The following is an 18,194-nucleotide window of genomic DNA, read 5'->3' on the forward strand; positions in this document are numbered from 1 at the left end:
TGTCCCCGCGGTTCGTGACACAAAAAAAGCCAGCGGGCTGCTGGCTTTTTGTGGCGATCGGTCTATCGCACGGTCTTGATAGAACGTGGCGAGTGCCGAACTATGACTTAAGGCAAGCATTGGATTCGGGTGCTAGGTATTTGTAAAAATCCTTTTCTACCATCACCAGATTGTCATTGACGTAATCTTCATGACGCTCTTCTACCAGGCCCAGGTTGTAAGTGTAATTCACCATAATGCCGGCGGATTGACGCATGCCTTTGGCGGAGGTATCCCCGTTCCAGTTCAGCTGACCGATACTGGCGCCGTTACGCAGATGAAACCTCGACACGGGATCCAAAGGTTTAGAGCCGCGTTTTGCCCTGTACAAATACTCGGCGCACAGAGGCATGAGAACGGCACAAGCCTCTGCCGAATCGCGGGACTGACATGCCTCCTGGATCGGCTGATCAAACCCATCAATCGCCCGCAGCTGCTGCTCTGAGAGTTTGTTCGCCTCAATTTGGGCATGCAGCCAACGGCAGAAACCGGGAATCGGTGACAGGGTCGCAAAGTGCTGTAAATTCGGCAGTTCCTGCTGTAACTCCATCACCACCTGCTTGATCAGGAAGTTGCCAAAGGAGATCCCTTTCAGGCCCGCCTGGCAATCACTGATGGAATAAAAAATCGCCGTATCGGCCTGTGCCTGCAACCCCGGGTCTACCTCTGCGGAAAGGATTTTCTGAACGGATTCCGCCAACCCCTGACACAGTGCCACCTCAACAAAAATCAAGGGTTCATGCTCCATGGCCGGATGAAAAAAAGCAAAGCAGCGACGATCATCGGCCAGTCTCCGGCGCAAATCTTCCCAACCCGACATTTCGTGAACCGCTTCGTAGGTGATCAGTTTTTCCAGAATAAACGCCGGTGTGTGCCAGTCAATTCGCTCCAGCCGCAAAAATCCGCGGTTAAACCAGGACGTCATCAAATGGTGCAGGTCCGTTTCAATCGCCACAAACTCGGGGTAATCGGTGAGTAATGGAAGCAGGTATTCACGCAGATGAACGAGAGTCTGTGTACCACCCGGCGCCATGTTGATCCGTCGGAACAACTCCTGTCGAGGTGGTTCCGAACAGCGATGCAAGGCGTGCAGGTTCGCCGAGGTTTTGTTGGTCTGGTAATGAGCTATCGCTTGCTCCACCTTGTCTTTCGACGCACCATAGCGCTCGGCCAACAGATGAAAAAAATCCAGCCGCTCGCGTTCATTCATGGCATTAAATGCTTCAGCCACCGAGCAGGCCAGTGCGGTTCCCAGGGCCTCCCCCTTGCTGGACAGCAGATCGTCACACAATTGCTCGACGCGGATCTCGCTGACGGCCTCTCCGACAAACCGCCTGCGCTCACCGCGCAGGAGTAACTTGCCGGAATCTGCCACGGACCTTAAAAAGCGATTGATATTCACGACTTGTCGGGGCCATAGGTTGCCCGCAAAATATTTTTCTGAACTTTCCCCATGGTGTTGCGCGGCAGGCTGTCCACGAAAAATACCTGTTTGGGTATTTTAAAATTGGCGGCGTGGGCTTTCACATGCTGTTTGACGTCGGCTTCGGACAACTGGCTACCAGGTTCGGCGACAATCACCGCGGCCACGGCTTCGCCGAAATCGTCGTGGGGCAGGCCAATAACCGCCGACTCAACCACGCCCGGCAGCTCGTCAATGAGCAGTTCAATTTCTTTGGGATAGACGTTGAGTCCACCGCAGATCACCATATCTTTGGCGCGCCCGACAATGGCAACGTAACCATCCTCATCAATCATGCCCTTGTCACCGGTAATGAAAAAGCCATCGTCGGAAAAATCCTCGGCGGTCTTCTCCGGCATTTTCCAATAACCTGAAAAAACATTGGCCCCCTTGACCTGCAAATCGCCCACCTCACCGGGGCCGAGCACTTCGCCATCATTGCCCACGATTCTGACACTGACACCGGGCAGAGGGAAACCGACCGTCCCTGCACGACGTTCTCCGTGCAACGGATTAGAGGTATTCATGCCGGTTTCCGTCATTCCATAGCGCTCCAGAATGGACTGACCGGTGCGCTGCTCGAACTCCACAAAGGTGTCGGCCAGCAGCGGCGCAGAGCCCGAGATAAACAGGCGCACGTGGCGGCACTGTTCGGCGCCAAACGTCGGTTCTGCTAGCAGCCGCGTGTAATAGGTGGGGACGCCCATCATCACCGTACTGTGCGGCAGATGGTTCAGCACCTGATCGACATCGTATTTCGGCAGCCAGCGCATACTGGCACCACTCATCAATACACAGCCAATGGCCACGAACAGACCGTGAACATGAAAGACCGGCAGGGCGTGCAGCAGACAATCATCAGCCGTGAAGCCCCAGGCATCCACCAGTACACGGGCATTTTCAATCAGATTGCGATGGCTCAGCATAATGCCTTTGGGACGCCCGGTGGTGCCGGAGGAGTAAAGCAGACAGGCCATGTCTTCGGGCTGGGTGACGGCGGTCGCAAAGTCCGCGGCACAGGCGCCGGCGCTGTCGATCAAGGTGCCAGTACCGTCGGCGTTCAGGGTCAACAGATTGGGAACATTGGCGCGTTGACACAGCACCTCAAAATCCGCCCGCTTGGCCTCATCACAGACCACCATCGACGGTTCGGCGTTGGTCAGGAAGTATTCCAGTTCGTCGTTGGTGTAAGCCGTATTAAGCGGGTGAAAGACTAGGCCGGCCCGAACAGTGGCCAGGTAAAGCCACAGCATTTCCACCGACTTTTCCACCTGCACGGTGAGGCGATCGCCCGGCTTCAGTCCCAGCTGCATCAGGCAATTGGCCAGCTGAGCGGATCTTTCCTCCGCGTCGGCGTAGGTGTAAACACGCCCCTCTGCCGTGGTCAGGAGGGGAGCAGATAGGTCCGCGGGAAAGCGGCTGCGAAACGCCGCATAGAGATTGGACTGATTTTGTGCATCCATTTTAAAGTCACCTAAGGAAAGTTGCCCGTCACATCAAACTGTAAAAACTATACCCTTCCACGAAGGTTATACAACGACATTAGGGGCCAAGGACTTGTCAGTTTATGCCCTCGCGTATCGACCCGTCGTTGAAGCGCGAGAAGCAATCGGCCATTGGGGAGAGAAGCGTGACAGCAACAGAGGCAACTGGCACCGGGGCAGATAAAGTCACACAGGGAGGGAGGTTTGAATACCGCAGATGATCTGGCAGGATTGCCCCGCCAGGAGGGTAAAACGGCGCCCAACGCCTCGTCGATCAAGGCATTGGGCGCTCAACGTCGCTTGAGTAGCGACGGGTTACAGTGCTGCCAGCGCCGCCTTCTGGATCTCGTTCAGATCCTGAATGCCTTTCTTGGCCAGCGCCAGCATGGAGGCAAACTCCGCCTCGCTGAACGGCTCGCCTTCGGCCGTGCCCTGAATCTCGATGATGCCGCCGTCGTCGGCCATCACGATGTTCATGTCGGTTTCGGCGTTGGAGTCTTCCGGGTAGTCCAGATCCAGCACCGCTTCGCCCTCGTAGATGCCCACTGACACAGACGCGATCATGCGTTTCAGCGGCTCACCTTTCACCTTGCCCTTGTCTTTCAGGAAGGTGATGGCATCGGCCAGCGCCACACAGGCACCGGTGATGGAGGCTGTGCGAGTGCCGCCGTCGGCCTGGATCACATCGCAATCGATCTTGATGGTGTTTTCCCCCAACGCTTCCATGTCCATGGCCGCGCGCAGGGAGCGACCGATCAGACGCTGAATCTCAACCGTGCGACCACCCTGCTTGCCCGCCGTCGCCTCGCGACGCATGCGCGTGCCGGTAGAGCGGGGCAGCATGCCGTATTCCGCGGTCACCCAGCCGCGGCCTTCGCCACGCATAAACGGTGGCACACCGTCTTCGACACTGGCGGTACAAATCACCTTGGTATTGCCAAACTCCACCAGCACAGAACCCTCCGCATGGCAGGTAAAGTTACGGGTAATGCGGATATCGCGCAGGCTGTCCGGCGTGCGGCCACTGGGTCGTTGCATAAAAAAACACCTCGGTTATTCAGTCATTCAGGCAGTATTGCCACTCGTTGCCATGCCGCGCGGGCACGAAAACGAGGTTTAAAAGTCGCGCCATTATAGCGGAAGCCAGCCACAATAACCGCAGACAAGCCCCCAATAGGGGCTTTCCAGAACTGTATCCTGCTCGGCCTGTGCTAATATCGCCCTGTGCTACTATCTGCTTCGCTCAATCGAACCCTTGGCCATCCGCCATTGCCAACAACAAGCACCTTCCGTTACGAAAGAGAGAGAACCGACACAATGCCTTGCAGTATGACCGGCTTTGCCCGCCAGGAAGCCAAATACCCCTGGGGAACCCTGATCTGGGAAGTACGCAGCGTAAACCACCGCTACCTGGAACCCCACTTCCGCCTGCCGGATTTCCTCCGCGAACTGGAACCCGCCCTGCGCGAACAGATGCGCAAAAGCCTGTCACGGGGCAAGGTTGAGGCCTCATTCTCCTACCAGCTGGGCGGCACCGATAGCGCCGAAGACAGCGGGCTCAACATCAACACCACCCTGCTCAAGCAGGTTACCCAGGCCATCGACAGCGTCAGCGACGAGCTCAGCCGCACCAACGCCAGCATCGCGCCGGTCAACCCGCTGGAACTGCTGCGCTGGCCGGGCATGCTGGCCGACAACGACATCGACCGCGACGAACTGCTCAAAGCCAGCCTCGACCTGTTCAAGCAGGCACTCAACACCCTGATCGAACACCGCGCGCGGGAAGGGGACGAGCTGAAAAACCTCATCGAACAACGCCTGCAGGGCATCGAAACCCAGGTGACTCAGGTGCGCGCCATCCTGCCGGATATCCTCAAGGCACAGCGCGAGAAGCTGCTGGAAAAACTCGAGAGCCTCAAAGTCGATGTGGATCAGGATCGCCTCGAACAGGAAATCGTCTACCTGGCCCAGAAAACCGACGTCGATGAAGAACTCGACCGCCTCGACACCCACGTCACCGAAGTGCGCCGCACCCTCAAGCAGAAAAACAGCGTCGGCCGCCGACTGGACTTCCTGATGCAGGAACTCAACCGCGAGGCCAACACCCTTTCCTCCAAATCCATCGTCACCGACACCACCCAGGCGGCGATTGAATTAAAGGTATTGATCGAGCAGATGCGCGAGCAGATCCAAAATATTGAGTAACAGCCCAAACGAGGATCCGTAATGAGCAATCCCACCCGGAACAAGTGACACCCCCTGACGTCACGGCTTTTTTGACGACGACAGCAACACCTGTCAACGACGCAACAACCTTCATATCGGCGAAGGCACACGCAAATCGGACTTTGGGGCCATGCGAGAAAAGCGGCCCCCCCAACCGTGACCCAGTTCAAACTTTTTGCGCCACTGCCGATTAGTACGTTAGTATGAACGACTCAGGACAGCTCCCGAAATATCGTGCACAGGACGCACCATGGACGCATCACCCACATGCCCCTTTTGCGGCATACCTCAGAATACCGACGACCGTCGCATTCTGCTGAGCAACGAACACGCATTTGTGATTCGTGATGGCTATCCCGTGTCCGAAGGCCACAGCCTAATCATCCCCCGTCGCCATACCGCCTCCTTTTTCGACCTGACTCCCGCCGAGCAGGAAGCCATGTTCCTGTTATTGGAACAGGCCAAAGCCGAACTGGACCAATCCCTGAAGCCCGCTGGCTACAACATCGGCATCAACGATGGCCCCGCCGCCGGACAGACCGTGCCCCACTGCCATATGCATTTGATTCCTCGTTATGACGAGCCGGGGAAAGATCCCCGTGGGGGGGTGCGGTGGGTGGTGCCGGAGAGGGCGGATTATTGGAGTGGGGCGTGATGGGTGAATTAGACATCTACGGTCAGCAGCTTAGTACGTTGCGGCTGGCTCGATCCAGTGATCATGGCAACACTCACAAGATGATCGAAGAAAAAAGCGTCCTAGTTTTGTTCAATAATGAGCTAATTTATTTGGGATACTTTAATGGGTCTTTCCCTTTAAGTACACGCAACAAATATTATCACTACAATGCATAAGGCCAGACCGACAATGAATAACTTAGCCCTAGTTAACGGATTTAAACAAGCGTAGATAATGAAAAGTGAGCGTGCGGTGATATCAACAAGGTTTTGGGTTAAGCTTTATCAAGAATACAAAAAACTAAGATGGTTGAGAGATACTTGAGCATACATAATTATTCAGAAAAATTAAAAATTGAGTATGAAAATTATGATTGTCTTAGCTTACTTTAAAGAAAAATTAGGCAAAAAACGCAGTTACCAAACTTTTTCTCTCAATTTTGGAATTACCGTATGAAAGAGAATATCAAACAACCAGAATACCGAATCCGTCCCTCAGCGAGATTAATTAGCACTATTGGAAAAGATTTAGTCAAAGACAAATTTGCTGCAGTTGTAGAGCTTGTAAAAAACTCGTTTGATGCGGATTCACCTGATGCGAAGATTAGCTTTATTTATAATGAAGAAAACCAAACATTAACTATTTCTGTAGCGGATAGTGGCCACGGAATGGATCTAGATACAGTGGTCAATAAATGGTTGGTACCTGCGACATCTGACAAGCTAGAAAGAAAAACCAGTGCGGAAGGAAGAGCGCTTCAAGGCCGAAAAGGAATCGGGCGTTTCGCTGCGGCTGCACTTGGTAGTAGCATTTATTTAAACACAAAAGCTAAAGGTCACGATGAAGTATCTCTATTGTTAGATCTAGATGACTTTTCCAGCAATAATCTTCTCGAAGATATTCCCATTGTCATTGATCAAGTAAAGTCTAACCGTAAGGCAGGAACATTTATAGAAGTTGTAAGCACAGGCATCTCAGTCGAAGATCTAAATAGTCAATGGGACGAAAAACAGCGCGGTAATCTCGTAATCGAGCTCAGTACACTCTTGGCTCCATCAGAAGTCGCCAAAGTCAGCAAAGAACTTGGATACCTGGGATCTGAAGACTCCTTTACAGTGTCGGTAGAATATAAAGGTTTTCCAGATATGGAAGACTCTGTTGTGGAGGTCAAGCCCTTTGGAGTTATTGATCTATTTGATTATCGTATTCACGGCACGATTAATAGTGATGGTTATGCCACCTTTGAGTATTACAACCAAAATGTGAAAGATATTAAACCGGAAAGATATCAAAAAAACATTCTTCTTGAAGATCATAATAACCAAGACTATCCAGGAAAGATTAGTTTTGATCTCAGGGTGTTTGATAGAGACCCGGAAGCGATTGATGATCTAATTGAAAGGGGCTTGCAAGATCCATTTTCGGATGAAAAGGTTGGCAAGAGAAAAGCAAGAAAAATTCTTGATGAATATTATGGAGTTTCGATATTTCGAGGCAGCTTTCGCGTTAGACCCTACGGTGACCAGAACTTTGATTGGCTACAACTGGATAGTAATAGAGTTCAAAACCCTTCAATGAGAATAGGCCATAATCAGATCATCGGTTTTGTTGGCATACAATCTGAGGAATTGTCCCATTTAGAAGAAAAGAGCGCTAGGGATGGCCTCGTAGAAGATAGGTATTTTTCTGGTCTGAAACACTTGATTTTATATGCGATTTCTCAACTAGAAGAAAAACGTTTTGAGTTTAGAAAAAGATCCTTTCGAGGAAGAAAAACAAAGTCCGTTAACGATAGGATTGAGGATCTCTTCAATTTTGATGATGTCACAAAGAACCTCGTAAAAAAAATAGGAAAACTTGGTATAGACGAAAAGTCTCAACAGTCAATTTTCAAAATTGTTACTGATGAAATTGACAAGGAGCAGAAAAAGAAATCCCAAGAGTATATAAAAGTTAGAGAGACTATAGCTCTTTACCAGGGACAAGCTACTCTTGGGAAGATCACACATATTGTGCTGCATGAGGGAAGAAAGCACATTAAGGTAATTAATGAAGTTCCTGGGCGTTTAATCAGATGGGCAGCACAGCTTTCAAAAGAGTTTGATGACGAACTTCAAGACAAGCTAACAACTCGAGGGGAATTACTGGTAAAAAGCTCAAAGGCAATTTCGTTGCTATTTAAGAGAATAGAGCCCTTAGCCATAACCAGAAGACCAAATAGAAAACAACTCTGTCTACTGAGAGAAGTAATATCATCTATTAATATATTTGAATCCGACTTAGAGAGGGCAGGAATTTCTGTCCACATTGATATTCCAGAAGATATAGAGGTATATGCTACATCGTTTGACTTGGCAACCATACTTGCAAACCTTGTTGAAAACAGCATGTATTGGCTTGGGATATCAGATTCATCGGATAAAGAGATTTCCGTGGAGGGATCCATATTGCCTGATGGAGTAGAGCTTTTATTTTCTGATAATGGGCCAGGCTTCCAGGGATCGAATTTGGAATTGATGTTTGAACCCGGATTTTCAATGAAGCCGGAAGGAACTGGGCTTGGTCTAGCGCTTGTGGGTGAAGCTGTAGAAAGATTAAATGGAACAATACGAGCGGCAAGCTCTGAGCAGGGCGCCTGCTTTGTTATTAATTTTAATAAGGGATAAAAATGCCAGTAGTAAATGTCTTGATGATTGAGGATAGTAAAGATCAGCAGACTCTCTATAAAGATGCGCTAGATGACTACAATCTTGAAAATAATGATAAGACTATCAATTTAGATATTGTTGAATCGTCAGATGAAGCAATAACAAAGTTGAATGAAAAATCTTATGACGCGGTTCTTTTAGATTTACTTTTGAAAGGGGATGCAGGTGATGGCCATAACGCTTCAGGAAATCTAGTTCTTTCTCATATAATAAATAGCGGCCGAATCAGATTGGTTGTCTATGTCGTTAGTAGTACTTTGCATGCTTTAAGTAACGATTTTGAAGACCTCTTCGAAAACCCTCTCATGCGGAAATTTAATAGAGATGAAGATACCTGTTTAGTAATTAATGACCTTGTTCAGGTTCTGAACACGGGAGTAACTAAAATATTGGGTGGTGAAGGAAAACTAGACCGCTTAATAAATGATGTTTTTTTTGGTCATTTATCTAAAGGGTTTGATCTTTGGGTCAAAAAAAATAGAGACTGTGAGAGAGAGCTTCTAAGGTACGTAACTCTACATCTTTCTGAATATTTAGATCAAGAGGACGCCAATCATGACAGTACAATGAATTACTTTAACCCTGAATTTTACATCCTTCCTCCGATAAAAAATCCTATTGCTACCGGAGATATTATTAGCGTTAATGACAAGCGTTATGTAGTCTTATCTCCGTCTTGTGACATCACCCCCAGAGGGGAAAAGGACGGCAGGCTAATATTTAATGTTGATGTGGTCGTTTTGGTGGAAATAATTCCCTTGAAGAAAGAGGTGTTTGAGGACCTCGGAATTTCATACTCTACATCTGGTAAAACAAATGCTAAGGCATGGAGAGGTTTTGCATCAGTCCAACGTGGAACTTCACCTAAACAGAGGTATCATTACCTTCCTCAATATTTAGATGTTGATGAAGCTGTTATTGACTTTAAACGGATCATTAATTTGTCCATAAATGATATCTTAGATAATGAAAAGATTAAAAGAATAGCCACTATTAGCTCACCATTCGTGCGTGATGTACAAAGCCGTTTTTCTGCATATTTTGGACGTCAGGGACAACCATCAGGAGAGTGGTCAGTATAGTATGGTCGATACTTTCTCTAAAGAGCAACGCTCATACTACATGCCCCAAATAAAATAAAAGAACATCAATCCAGAATAACCCTAAAGAAATCATAAGGAGCAATGACCTTTAGACAAAGGGTCAATATTAGGCTAACGGAGAAACCTGATATTGTTTGCTCCTCTCTCAAAACAATCATTTTATCAATGGTTTTTTGGATTAATGCCATAGCTTTACCGTGCCCCTTAGGCTAGCACGGAGCTTTGGTAAAATCGGTCTCTAATAATTAAACGCGGGGTCGTATAAATTATAATCATCATCTCAAGAAATAAAGATGGTTTTTGCTTCTTGTGTGGAAGCATCCAGTCAGCACGCCCCTCTTTCTGTATGTATAAAACAGCTCCCTAAGACCTTTTATAATCGGAAATTAAATATTCTCTAACCAATGTGCGATTGAATGGATAGGACCAAGCCTTGTTTTTAATAGTGATACGATATCACCTGCAGAAATTATAACTACCGGGTGACCATCTTCCTTCAACTCATTATATGCTTGGCTACCAAGATAAGAAGTAGTAACTAAAACACCAAACTGTCTGTGGCGCAATCGGGACAGCAACCGTGATAGTTCTTTAACACCAACACTTGATCCTGGCTTGTAACATTTTGCCTCCAAGGCAAACTCCACTTCAATTGCACTGGGGCCAACACCAATTCTGTATGAACCGATAGCGTCTCTTCCACCATCCCGCCAAGGCCGAGTAAGCTCGCAAGCCCCAATATCAGGCATCATAAGGCGGGCAATTTCAATTGCGCAGCTTTCAAATTCAAATGGATTATCTTTAAACCTCTCATAAACAAGAGACAGTATTTTTTGTTCATCCTGGCCTTGAGGAAGCTGCTGATCTTTATTACGTATTTCTATACTGTGAGGTGCAAGGAGTGGCTTATAAGCCCTTGATTTAACCCAATCGAGCCAAGGCTTTGGAGCATGTACAGATGTGACTGCTGCACCATCAACAATGTCATTAAGCCAAGCTCGTTTTACTTTAGATACATCTAAGACTGTGAACGTTGATTTGTAATTTTGGAACCGCTCATTCTTGTATCCTTTCGCACGCCAGATCGCGACTAGATCTTCATCTGGCCCCAGATTTTGTGCTCCGGGAACAGCCAAACCAAGAAATCGTACATCTCGATATTCTCCCGTGCCACCAAATAGAAGTATGACGGGGAAACTCTCAGACGATGTGGCTGAATGCCTAGCATCGAACAAATTTCGGAGAATTAGATTACCCTGTCTGGGCGTGTCATGAATATCTCCAACCGATTTTTTATCACCATAGTAAGTGAACAAACCGTTTTCTGTATTTAGAGTATCCGGCCAATCAGGGTCATTGAAGTTTGATTTGAGAACAAGTAACTTCAGCGTGTCAGTTCCTGGACGCTTACCTAGATGCCGAAAACCGGCACCATTGTCTACGCCAAGCAGCTTTGGCAATGGGTCATCCGAGGCATTGCCATTTCGCGACCCTCCATAGACTGTATCAACAATTAGATCACTCTCAGATAAATCCATTTAAGACGCTAGCTCTATTTCTTCTGCATGAGTTCGAGAAATTTTCTTAAAAATTATCTCCATTACTGGAGAACACACTCCGTTACCACACAGCTTAACTTTATTTCTTCTATTTCCATGAGGCAGCTTATGTTTTGAACCAGCTCCCATTGCTTTCATTAATTCAGGCGGCTGCAACATTCTTAGATAAGGAACATTGCCTTTCCAAGTCACTAAACCAAAACGATCTAAAGTAGTAATTGTACGCAAGGGGTTATCTAGTGACTGCCATCCTCCTGCGTAGTCAGACCCGTAGTAAACAATAATAAAATCTTTCTTACGACCCAGCTCTTTAATAGCTCGTTCTGCTCGATCAATCGTTGATTGAGCTCGACCTTCTTTATACAACAATGTACTTTTGTAACTACCAGACCAATCGATAATATCCCTGGCTGTCTTTTTCTTCCTTTGGTGCAGGGCTGTAAGATCTTCTTTTGTTATTACCGTGCCTTTTCTATCACAAATCAAAAACATTCTTTTCCGAGCCTGGGGAGTACCAAAGTCGGCAGAGTTCAATAAGAGATCATTAACGGTATATCCATAAGATTCGATCGAAGAAATTAATTCATTATGACGCCCCCATTTCTTCATCCGATTGACGTTTTCAACAATCAACCAACGTGGGTTCATAGCTTCAATCCAGGGGATAATACCTATTGCGGTCTCTCGACTTTTTTCACTGCCCTGTTTTGCTCCTCTGGCAATAGAATGTGAGGTACATTCAGGAGAGGTTAGAAGAACATCTGGCTTATGCCGTTTGGCAAGTTGTTTGGGGTCTAAATCTTCTATTGGGGAACAAAGAACCTCTGCTTTTGGGAAATTACTCTTATAAGTTTCAGCCGCAAGATCCCAGGCATCTACAGCCAATATGGGCTCAGCTCCAGCAGTAACGGCACCGCGCCCTCCAAAGCCGCCCCCACAGAACAAATCCACAAATTTAACCATTGTTTACCATCCCCTTGTATTAGGGACGAATAGTACCAGGTTTATTTAAAGAGTGCTTGACTACGAGGCCTCAGAAACACATAAAGTTCATTTTTTGAACAGAAAAAGGATTTCTATGGATGAACCAAAATTTATACATAAAAATGGCGCCTATTGAGGTAAAGTCATCAAATATATGCAATTGAGCTAGATTAAAATTATAAGCATTGGCAAGCGGCTACTCACTTGTCGAGATAAGGACATCACATGGCGGAGCTAATCCCTTCACTAAACACATGCTTGCGCAATATGACCTCCGGAGAAAAGCGCTTGAAATTAAAGGGGTCAGAGCCCTTTTCAAGGAATTACCGAGAAATGGACATCACACCAATAATCAATCAATTATTCAGCGTTCTATGGTATTTAATACCATTAGCTTTATTGGCTGGTCTCTTCAAGTCACCTTGGTTCAAAGGTATCTTGGGAGAATTTCAAGTCAATTTACTTTTAAAGCTATTCTTATCAAAAGATAAATACCACCTTATCAAGAACGTCACGCTACCTACCGAAGATGGATCAACACAAATTGATCATATTTTAGTTTCGCAATATGGTGTATTTGTCATAGAAACAAAAAACATGAAAGGGTGGGTATTTGGCTCTGCCAATCAAAAACAATGGACTCAGAGAATATATAAACATTCCAGTAAATTTCAAAACCCGTTACATCAAAACTATAAGCATATAAAAACTCTCGAAGCCTGTTTAAACATCCCCGCTGAAAGTATTTTCTCAGTCATAGTATTCATTGGCGACAGCACCTTTAAAACTGATATGCCTCGAAACGTCACATATGCCGGCAGTTGCATTCGATTCATCAAATCAATTAACACTGAAATTTTAAGCCAAGAACAAGTACAAGACGTTATTAACACCATCCAGGGCGGCAGGCTGCAACCAAGCATAAAAACGAACCGCGAGCATATTGCACACGTCAAACAAATCATCAACTCAAAGGAAAATGATAAGACCTGTTCAAAATGTGGCTCTAGCATGGTAATGAGAGAAGCCAAAAAAGGAGCCAATGCAGGTAACAAATTTTGGGGCTGTTCAAACTTTCCAAAGTGCAGGGCAATTGCAAAAATCACCTAATCAGGAATTAAAGGGTTCAGAGCTCTTTTTCCTGATGTAAAATACACTGTTATAGCTAAATTAAGTTATGGATTATTTATCACTTTTCAGAATGCCAACCCCGATGAAAATCACGGGCCGGTCGTCAAGCATCACGAACTCATTTATAAACTCAATTATCCCAATAATTGTTCCAACAAATGAGCAAGTGAAAGAAGCCTTGGAAATTCTTGGCATGGATCACGATAGTTTTCAATGCGCCTATTGTGGTGCCACTGCTTCGGAGTGGGATCACTTGCGCCCTTTGGTTCTTAACAAAAAACCAACGGGCTATATTTCAGAAATCCATAATTTGGTTCCAGCTTGTGGAAAATGTAATCAATCCAAGGGCAACAAGCCTTGGCATACTTGGATTACAAGCTCAGCAAAACTATCGCCAAAATCTAGAGACGTGCCAGACCTTAACCAACGAATTGATAAATTGCATAAATACGAGGCTTGGCTAGAGCCAACTAAGGTTGATTTTGAGTCAGTGGTTGGTAAAGAAAAGTGGGCACAACATTGGAAAAACTGGGAGTCGGTGCAAAATACTATGCGTCAGGCTCAAACGCTCGCAACTGAAATTAACCAAACAGTAGCAAAAGAATATGCAAAGCTATAACAAGGCAGAATTAAAGTATTCATAGCCTTTTTCAAACTGAGATAACTTGTAACCAACTAATTCAGTCAACATAAGAAATACCTTGATATAATTAGGCGCTCTTCTAAAAGCAATCACAACGGACAAAAAAGACATGGACCCCGTCAGCTACCTATTCTCAGCCTACCTACAATCCGTTCACAACGAAGTCTATTCTTCCATGACAGAGAGCATGGGCACCCAACTGAAAGCTGTAGTTGTTGAATACGAAGGATCAAAAATACCCTTTCAACATCAACTATGGCAGATAAGATCCAGTTCTGTCTGTGCCAATACGTCTCAGAATATCGCCCAACATTCCGAGTGTACGATGAAGGCCGGAAGAATGTTCAACGAGATCTGTCAGAACCTCAGCGCCAACCCCAGTAAAGATTTTAGATACATCAAATCCAGGAATATGTATTGTAATGCGGCGGTAACTTTCAAGCCGGTTGTTGCCAAACTCGGAGCATCCAAAGAAAAGTCAGATCTAAGCTTGGCAAAATCGGCGTGTAATGCCGCGACGATAGAAGCGATGGGGAGTCATGATCCCAGAGTGATCAATCAACGAGATAAGGCTTGTGAAACCTATAAACAATTGAAAAGCCGCCCTTGAAATCAAACTTTCGCATTAGACCTGTACAACAATATTCGGTCACTACATACATTAGAGAATCCAATCACAAACTAAAGAACCAGAGTTTGATAAGGTCGATCGACCAGAAACAGCTGCCACTCAAGGACGAATTATGGCCTCTTCGATTTATTACCCTCAATCTGCTTGCACTCTGCACAACATCGCACAGAGTTTCTGTCAAAACCCCGAATCAGCTGATGATTTTGCCTCTCAGGTCTTGCGTGCAAACCCACAAACCAACAGTCTGAACACTCACAACGCACCCAATCGTCCTTTAGTAGTACCTAACACCAGCCTTTCGTCCTCGGTTAACCTGACTGAATTGCTGTGCTGTCGTCCGGAAGAACATGAAACCTTATCCCAGCTAAGTCAGCAGGTCGGTGGTGCTACGGTGATGGGACTGGCCAATATGCTGTGGGATACGCGAATCCCTGATGCTGTTGGCGATCTGAATACCTTTGGCGGCAATGGCATGGGTGCCGCTCTTGCAAGCTCTAACAACGTCTTAAAAGCCATCAACGAGTACGATCATGCCTTGAAGCATTATGAAGACCTGAGAAATCACCGCGCAGCCCCAAGAATGGTGCGAGCGGCCCAGGCTCGTGCAGATTCGGCATTTGGCAAAATGAATCAGGTATTGCAGATGAAATCCCTCAACTACCTGAACACCAACACATTTAAAACACGACCGACCACAAACGCAACCGGCAAACAGGTGTGGGAATCTATTCCTGTCAGAGACACCAGTGATGTGCAGAAATTAGCTAAGTTTGCCAAAACCGCTCGGGTAGTTGGGCCAGGTTTTATTGTCCTGGATGGGTACTTAAGGGCGAATAGTGTTTATCATATGCATCAGGATAATGATCCGCGCTGGAAAAGAGAGGCTTTTGTACAATCGGTGGGATTTGTTGGGGGCATTGCCGCCGGAGCACTCATTGGTACTGTTATCGCTATGAGTTCATTAGGCATTATAATTGGTCTAGTAGCTGGTGGATTAGTAGCTCTTGCTGCAGATCAACTTTCCCGACTTATTCTTGAAAATGTATACGATGGCCTTATCCAGTGAAAACAATGACTTTTGAACTCGTTCTATCACTCCTCGGTTTTGCTGGAATTATTTCCATGATTTTTTCATTCGTCTTGTTGCGCTTAACTTTAACCAGACGTTTAAAAAATCACTTGCAACCTAAAGGTCAATATTGGGATAGCGGTACAATTGATTTCGGCTTTATCAACACGGCCATTTTTTGCTGGGCATGCGTCATACCCAGTATGACGAAATGGAAGAATTACCAGATCATCTATGGAAACCTTGATGTGAAGTCATTTGCTAACAAGTTCGAAATAGGTCTTTCTTATACGATGATCATCGGACTGTGCACACTTTTTTTATTTGGTGGCGCTGTCGCAGTCTTAAAATAAGAATAACGATATCTTTTCAGAAAGTGAATCTAGCGTTAATACAGATATTGCTTATGATCGTTTGGGTAAGGAGGTTGATTTTTCAACGATGAGCATCTCAGGCAGTGTATGCAAATAGAAAACATTGAAGCTTTGCTATTTGGTTATCTGTTTTCGGGTTTTGGTCTATCAATTATTTTGGCACTCATCATAGTAGTGCCATTACATATCTCTCTCTGCAAACGATTAGATCCTTTATTGTTCAAAGAGCCTTATTTTCAACAATCGGAACTGGGTATATATAATTCCTGGCCGCTAAGTATTATCAGGTCTACAAGTTATATGTTACTGATTACTTGGCCGAAACTGGTAAAGAAACGTTTTAATAAACTCAACACGGATATATACCCAAATCCTCTGGAATATTATGGCAGCTTTCTTTATTTGATCGCGATTGCAGTTGCAATAGGAAGCTTAGGCACACTATTACTTTGGTTATTGGCTGATATTGTTTTTGGCTAAGAGTTAGCACGTTCGCCCTGAGCCTGTCGAAGGGCTGGAGGAGTAGGAGGTGACCCTTCGACAAGCTCAGGGTGGTCGGGATCTGGGAGAGACAAGGACCATGATTAAATTTGAAAGATACCCTCATGTTAACGACCTCTTTAAACATTATGCTGTAGCTCTAAATAACGAAGACGCAACATCCATATTGAACAGCGGAATCACCAACGCACAAGAAGTCCGCGATTACTCCAAATTCATTTGGCAAGTTGTTGATGCCATGCATGACGATGAAGAGAACGAGACTTCAGTCTTAGGCAGCACTAACAATATTGAAATGATCCCTGATCTTGAATACGAAGTCTCCTCGTATATGCGTTCATCGGGCTTTTACAATGTGTGGCTAGAAGTCAGCGAGAATGCTTAGTTACAATCTACACCTAAATCCAGAGGACACAATAGCGTCAGCTCTTGCCTCTGGATTTCTTAATTTTCTCAACAAAGGCTCTATTCTTTTTAATCCGTTCCCGCCCCCAAGTTCCCATTTTTTCTCGATGATAGGCAAAAACGGTGAATTTGAGACTGTGAGTAATTAGTAAACTCAAAAGCCCAGACAGGAAGATAAAAATGGGAAGCTGTGGAGTATCATTGAAATAGTAGGCCGTAGAGATAGCACCAAAGACCAGCAAAAGATAGCCAATGGCTTTCAGTAATCTAGTACCAATCACTCTGCGGCCAGATGCCACAAGGCCATTTGCAAGACAGAAAAAGACCGTAAAAAATATTCCTGTACTATAAGCAATCCCAAATGAAACATGGAATTTTTCAGACAAGGTTACAGTTGTCACGGCTATACCCACTATCGACAACAGCATATTGATCAGCCAAAGCGACATCCACGGTGAGAACACGGCAAAGTATTCCGGCAGGTCATCTGCAATTTCTTGTAAGAGTTGATCCTTTTCTTCTTTTGTTAACTTCATTTAATGTCTTTATTCCTTCCATTGGAAACTGAGCTTTGCTTATGAGAACCGTACCACAATCATCTCTTGTTGCACGCGTCTTGAGTGTTGCTTTCTTCCTGTTATTAACCGTTGCAGCATTCTTTTGGTTTGTCGTCAGCATAACCGAATTGATCTCCCAGATTCACCAAAATGCTCCCGTGATTGAGTTCGATAAAGGCGCTGTCACCATGCTGGAGATTGGGCTGGGTCTTCTGCTGCTTACCGTGGGGGGAATGATACAAGGGCTATTCGGGAAAGACCTCACACCTAAGTATGAGTCTTTGTTCACCAAAGGTATTGTGGTCAGTATTCTCTTGGTATTTCTGCTGCCCCATGCCGTTCATTATGGCGTGAGTCAGTACACTCAAACAACACTATGCTCTCTGTAACGAAGCGACCTATCGCTGGTTTCTGTACAGTAAGTTTTATTACACCAACACTCCGTCAAATTGTGATGCGTTAGTTGGCCAACAGCATAGTCCAAAGGCTGAACGGAATCTGTAGAGACAATAAAGGGAACGGACACTGGCGAGGCCGTGATGGATTCTGCGTTTGAGTATATCTCGCCAATTTTGGACAGCGCGGTTAAGGCCATTAAGAACAAAGCCGGTGAGTTATTTGAAACCTGAGCCGCTGAATCTC

At 45.9% G+C, this 18,194-nt stretch carries 18 protein-coding genes; 12 read left to right on the plus strand and 6 right to left on the minus strand.

Features of this window, described 5'->3' with window-relative positions; all coding sequences use genetic code 11:
* Nucleotides 1–100: 100 nt before the first annotated feature.
* The 3 genes from KOI40_RS01980 to rph form a co-directional block, all read right to left on the minus strand.
* Nucleotides 101–1,441 carry a malonyl-CoA decarboxylase gene (locus KOI40_RS01980; protein ID WP_216095759.1) on the minus strand — a complete coding sequence of 447 codons (1,341 nt, stop codon included), beginning with the start codon at nucleotides 1,439–1,441 and terminating at the stop codon, nucleotides 101–103.
* On the minus strand, nucleotides 1,438–2,964 hold the full coding sequence (locus tag KOI40_RS01985) for a malonate--CoA ligase (protein ID WP_216095760.1): 1,527 nt from the start codon (nucleotides 2,962–2,964) through the stop codon (nucleotides 1,438–1,440). Before KOI40_RS01985 ends, KOI40_RS01980 begins: the two co-directional genes overlap by 4 nt.
* A 336-nt stretch (nucleotides 2,965–3,300) precedes the next feature.
* Nucleotides 3,301–4,023: a ribonuclease PH gene (rph, locus tag KOI40_RS01990; protein WP_216095761.1), complete on the minus strand. Its 723-nt coding sequence runs from the start codon at nucleotides 4,021–4,023 to the stop codon at nucleotides 3,301–3,303.
* Between the two features lie 279 nt (nucleotides 4,024–4,302).
* On the opposite strand from rph, the gene KOI40_RS01995 reads away from it, so the two are divergent.
* The 4 genes from KOI40_RS01995 to KOI40_RS02010 all read left to right on the plus strand — a co-directional run bounded on the left by KOI40_RS01995 (nucleotide 4,303) and on the right by KOI40_RS02010 (nucleotide 9,677).
* Nucleotides 4,303–5,190 carry a YicC/YloC family endoribonuclease gene (locus tag KOI40_RS01995; protein ID WP_216095762.1) on the plus strand — a complete coding sequence of 296 codons (888 nt, stop codon included), beginning with the start codon at nucleotides 4,303–4,305 and terminating at the stop codon, nucleotides 5,188–5,190.
* 271 nt (nucleotides 5,191–5,461) lie between these two features.
* Nucleotides 5,462–5,866, plus strand: coding sequence for an HIT family protein (locus tag KOI40_RS02000; protein ID WP_216095763.1), 405 nt, complete (start codon nucleotides 5,462–5,464; stop codon nucleotides 5,864–5,866).
* Nucleotides 5,867–6,339: 473 nt separating this feature from the next.
* Entirely contained in the window at nucleotides 6,340–8,553 is a 2,214-nt protein-coding gene (locus KOI40_RS02005; protein WP_216095764.1) for a sensor histidine kinase, read from the plus strand.
* 2 nt (nucleotides 8,554–8,555) lie between these two features.
* The gene (locus tag KOI40_RS02010) at nucleotides 8,556–9,677 is read left to right on the plus strand and encodes a response regulator (RefSeq protein ID WP_216095765.1); all 1,122 of its coding nucleotides are present in this window, start codon (nucleotides 8,556–8,558) and stop codon (nucleotides 9,675–9,677) included.
* 407 nt (nucleotides 9,678–10,084) lie between these two features.
* Here KOI40_RS02010 and KOI40_RS02015 read toward each other — a convergent pair whose 3' ends face one another.
* Nucleotides 10,085–11,236, minus strand: a complete 1,152-nt coding sequence (locus tag KOI40_RS02015; RefSeq protein ID WP_216095766.1) for a restriction endonuclease — start codon at nucleotides 11,234–11,236, stop codon at nucleotides 10,085–10,087.
* On the minus strand, nucleotides 11,237–12,220 hold the full coding sequence (locus tag KOI40_RS02020) for a DNA cytosine methyltransferase (RefSeq protein WP_216095767.1): 984 nt from the start codon (nucleotides 12,218–12,220) through the stop codon (nucleotides 11,237–11,239).
* 246 nt (nucleotides 12,221–12,466) lie between these two features.
* Here KOI40_RS02020 and KOI40_RS02025 point away from each other — a divergent pair, with 246 nt between their 5' ends.
* The 7 genes from KOI40_RS02025 to KOI40_RS02055 all read left to right on the plus strand — a co-directional run bounded on the left by KOI40_RS02025 (nucleotide 12,467) and on the right by KOI40_RS02055 (nucleotide 16,975).
* Nucleotides 12,467–13,351: a nuclease-related domain-containing protein gene (locus KOI40_RS02025; protein ID WP_304504153.1), complete on the plus strand. Its 885-nt coding sequence runs from the start codon at nucleotides 12,467–12,469 to the stop codon at nucleotides 13,349–13,351.
* Between the two features lie 67 nt (nucleotides 13,352–13,418).
* Nucleotides 13,419–13,991 carry an HNH endonuclease gene (locus KOI40_RS02030; protein ID WP_216095768.1) on the plus strand — a complete coding sequence of 191 codons (573 nt, stop codon included), beginning with the start codon at nucleotides 13,419–13,421 and terminating at the stop codon, nucleotides 13,989–13,991.
* Between the two features lie 211 nt (nucleotides 13,992–14,202).
* Nucleotides 14,203–14,625, plus strand: coding sequence for a hypothetical protein (locus KOI40_RS02035; RefSeq protein WP_216095769.1), 423 nt, complete (start codon nucleotides 14,203–14,205; stop codon nucleotides 14,623–14,625).
* A 133-nt stretch (nucleotides 14,626–14,758) separates the two neighbouring features.
* Nucleotides 14,759–15,712 carry a hypothetical protein gene (locus tag KOI40_RS02040; RefSeq protein WP_216095770.1) on the plus strand — a complete coding sequence of 318 codons (954 nt, stop codon included), beginning with the start codon at nucleotides 14,759–14,761 and terminating at the stop codon, nucleotides 15,710–15,712.
* 5 nt (nucleotides 15,713–15,717) lie between these two features.
* Entirely contained in the window at nucleotides 15,718–16,068 is a 351-nt protein-coding gene (locus tag KOI40_RS02045; protein WP_216095771.1) for a hypothetical protein, read from the plus strand.
* Nucleotides 16,069–16,176: 108 nt separating this feature from the next.
* A complete protein-coding gene (locus KOI40_RS02050; RefSeq protein WP_216095772.1) occupies nucleotides 16,177–16,569 on the plus strand; it encodes a hypothetical protein in 393 nt (130 codons plus the stop codon).
* A gap of 49 nt (nucleotides 16,570–16,618) precedes the next feature.
* Nucleotides 16,619–16,975 carry a hypothetical protein gene (locus tag KOI40_RS02055; RefSeq protein WP_216095773.1) on the plus strand — a complete coding sequence of 119 codons (357 nt, stop codon included), beginning with the start codon at nucleotides 16,619–16,621 and terminating at the stop codon, nucleotides 16,973–16,975.
* A 37-nt stretch (nucleotides 16,976–17,012) separates the two neighbouring features.
* Here the strand turns inward: KOI40_RS02055 and KOI40_RS02060 are convergent, their stop codons facing one another.
* Nucleotides 17,013–17,531 carry a hypothetical protein gene (locus tag KOI40_RS02060; RefSeq protein ID WP_216095774.1) on the minus strand — a complete coding sequence of 173 codons (519 nt, stop codon included), beginning with the start codon at nucleotides 17,529–17,531 and terminating at the stop codon, nucleotides 17,013–17,015.
* 41 nt (nucleotides 17,532–17,572) lie between these two features.
* On the opposite strand from KOI40_RS02060, the gene KOI40_RS02065 reads away from it, so the two are divergent.
* Nucleotides 17,573–17,941: a hypothetical protein gene (locus tag KOI40_RS02065; protein ID WP_216095775.1), complete on the plus strand. Its 369-nt coding sequence runs from the start codon at nucleotides 17,573–17,575 to the stop codon at nucleotides 17,939–17,941.
* Nucleotides 17,942–18,194: the final 253 nt, after the last annotated feature.

The sequence above is a fragment of the Pseudomaricurvus albidus genome (genome assembly GCF_018863235.1).
GTDB classification, from domain to species: domain Bacteria; phylum Pseudomonadota; class Gammaproteobacteria; order Pseudomonadales; family Cellvibrionaceae; genus Pseudomaricurvus; species Pseudomaricurvus albidus.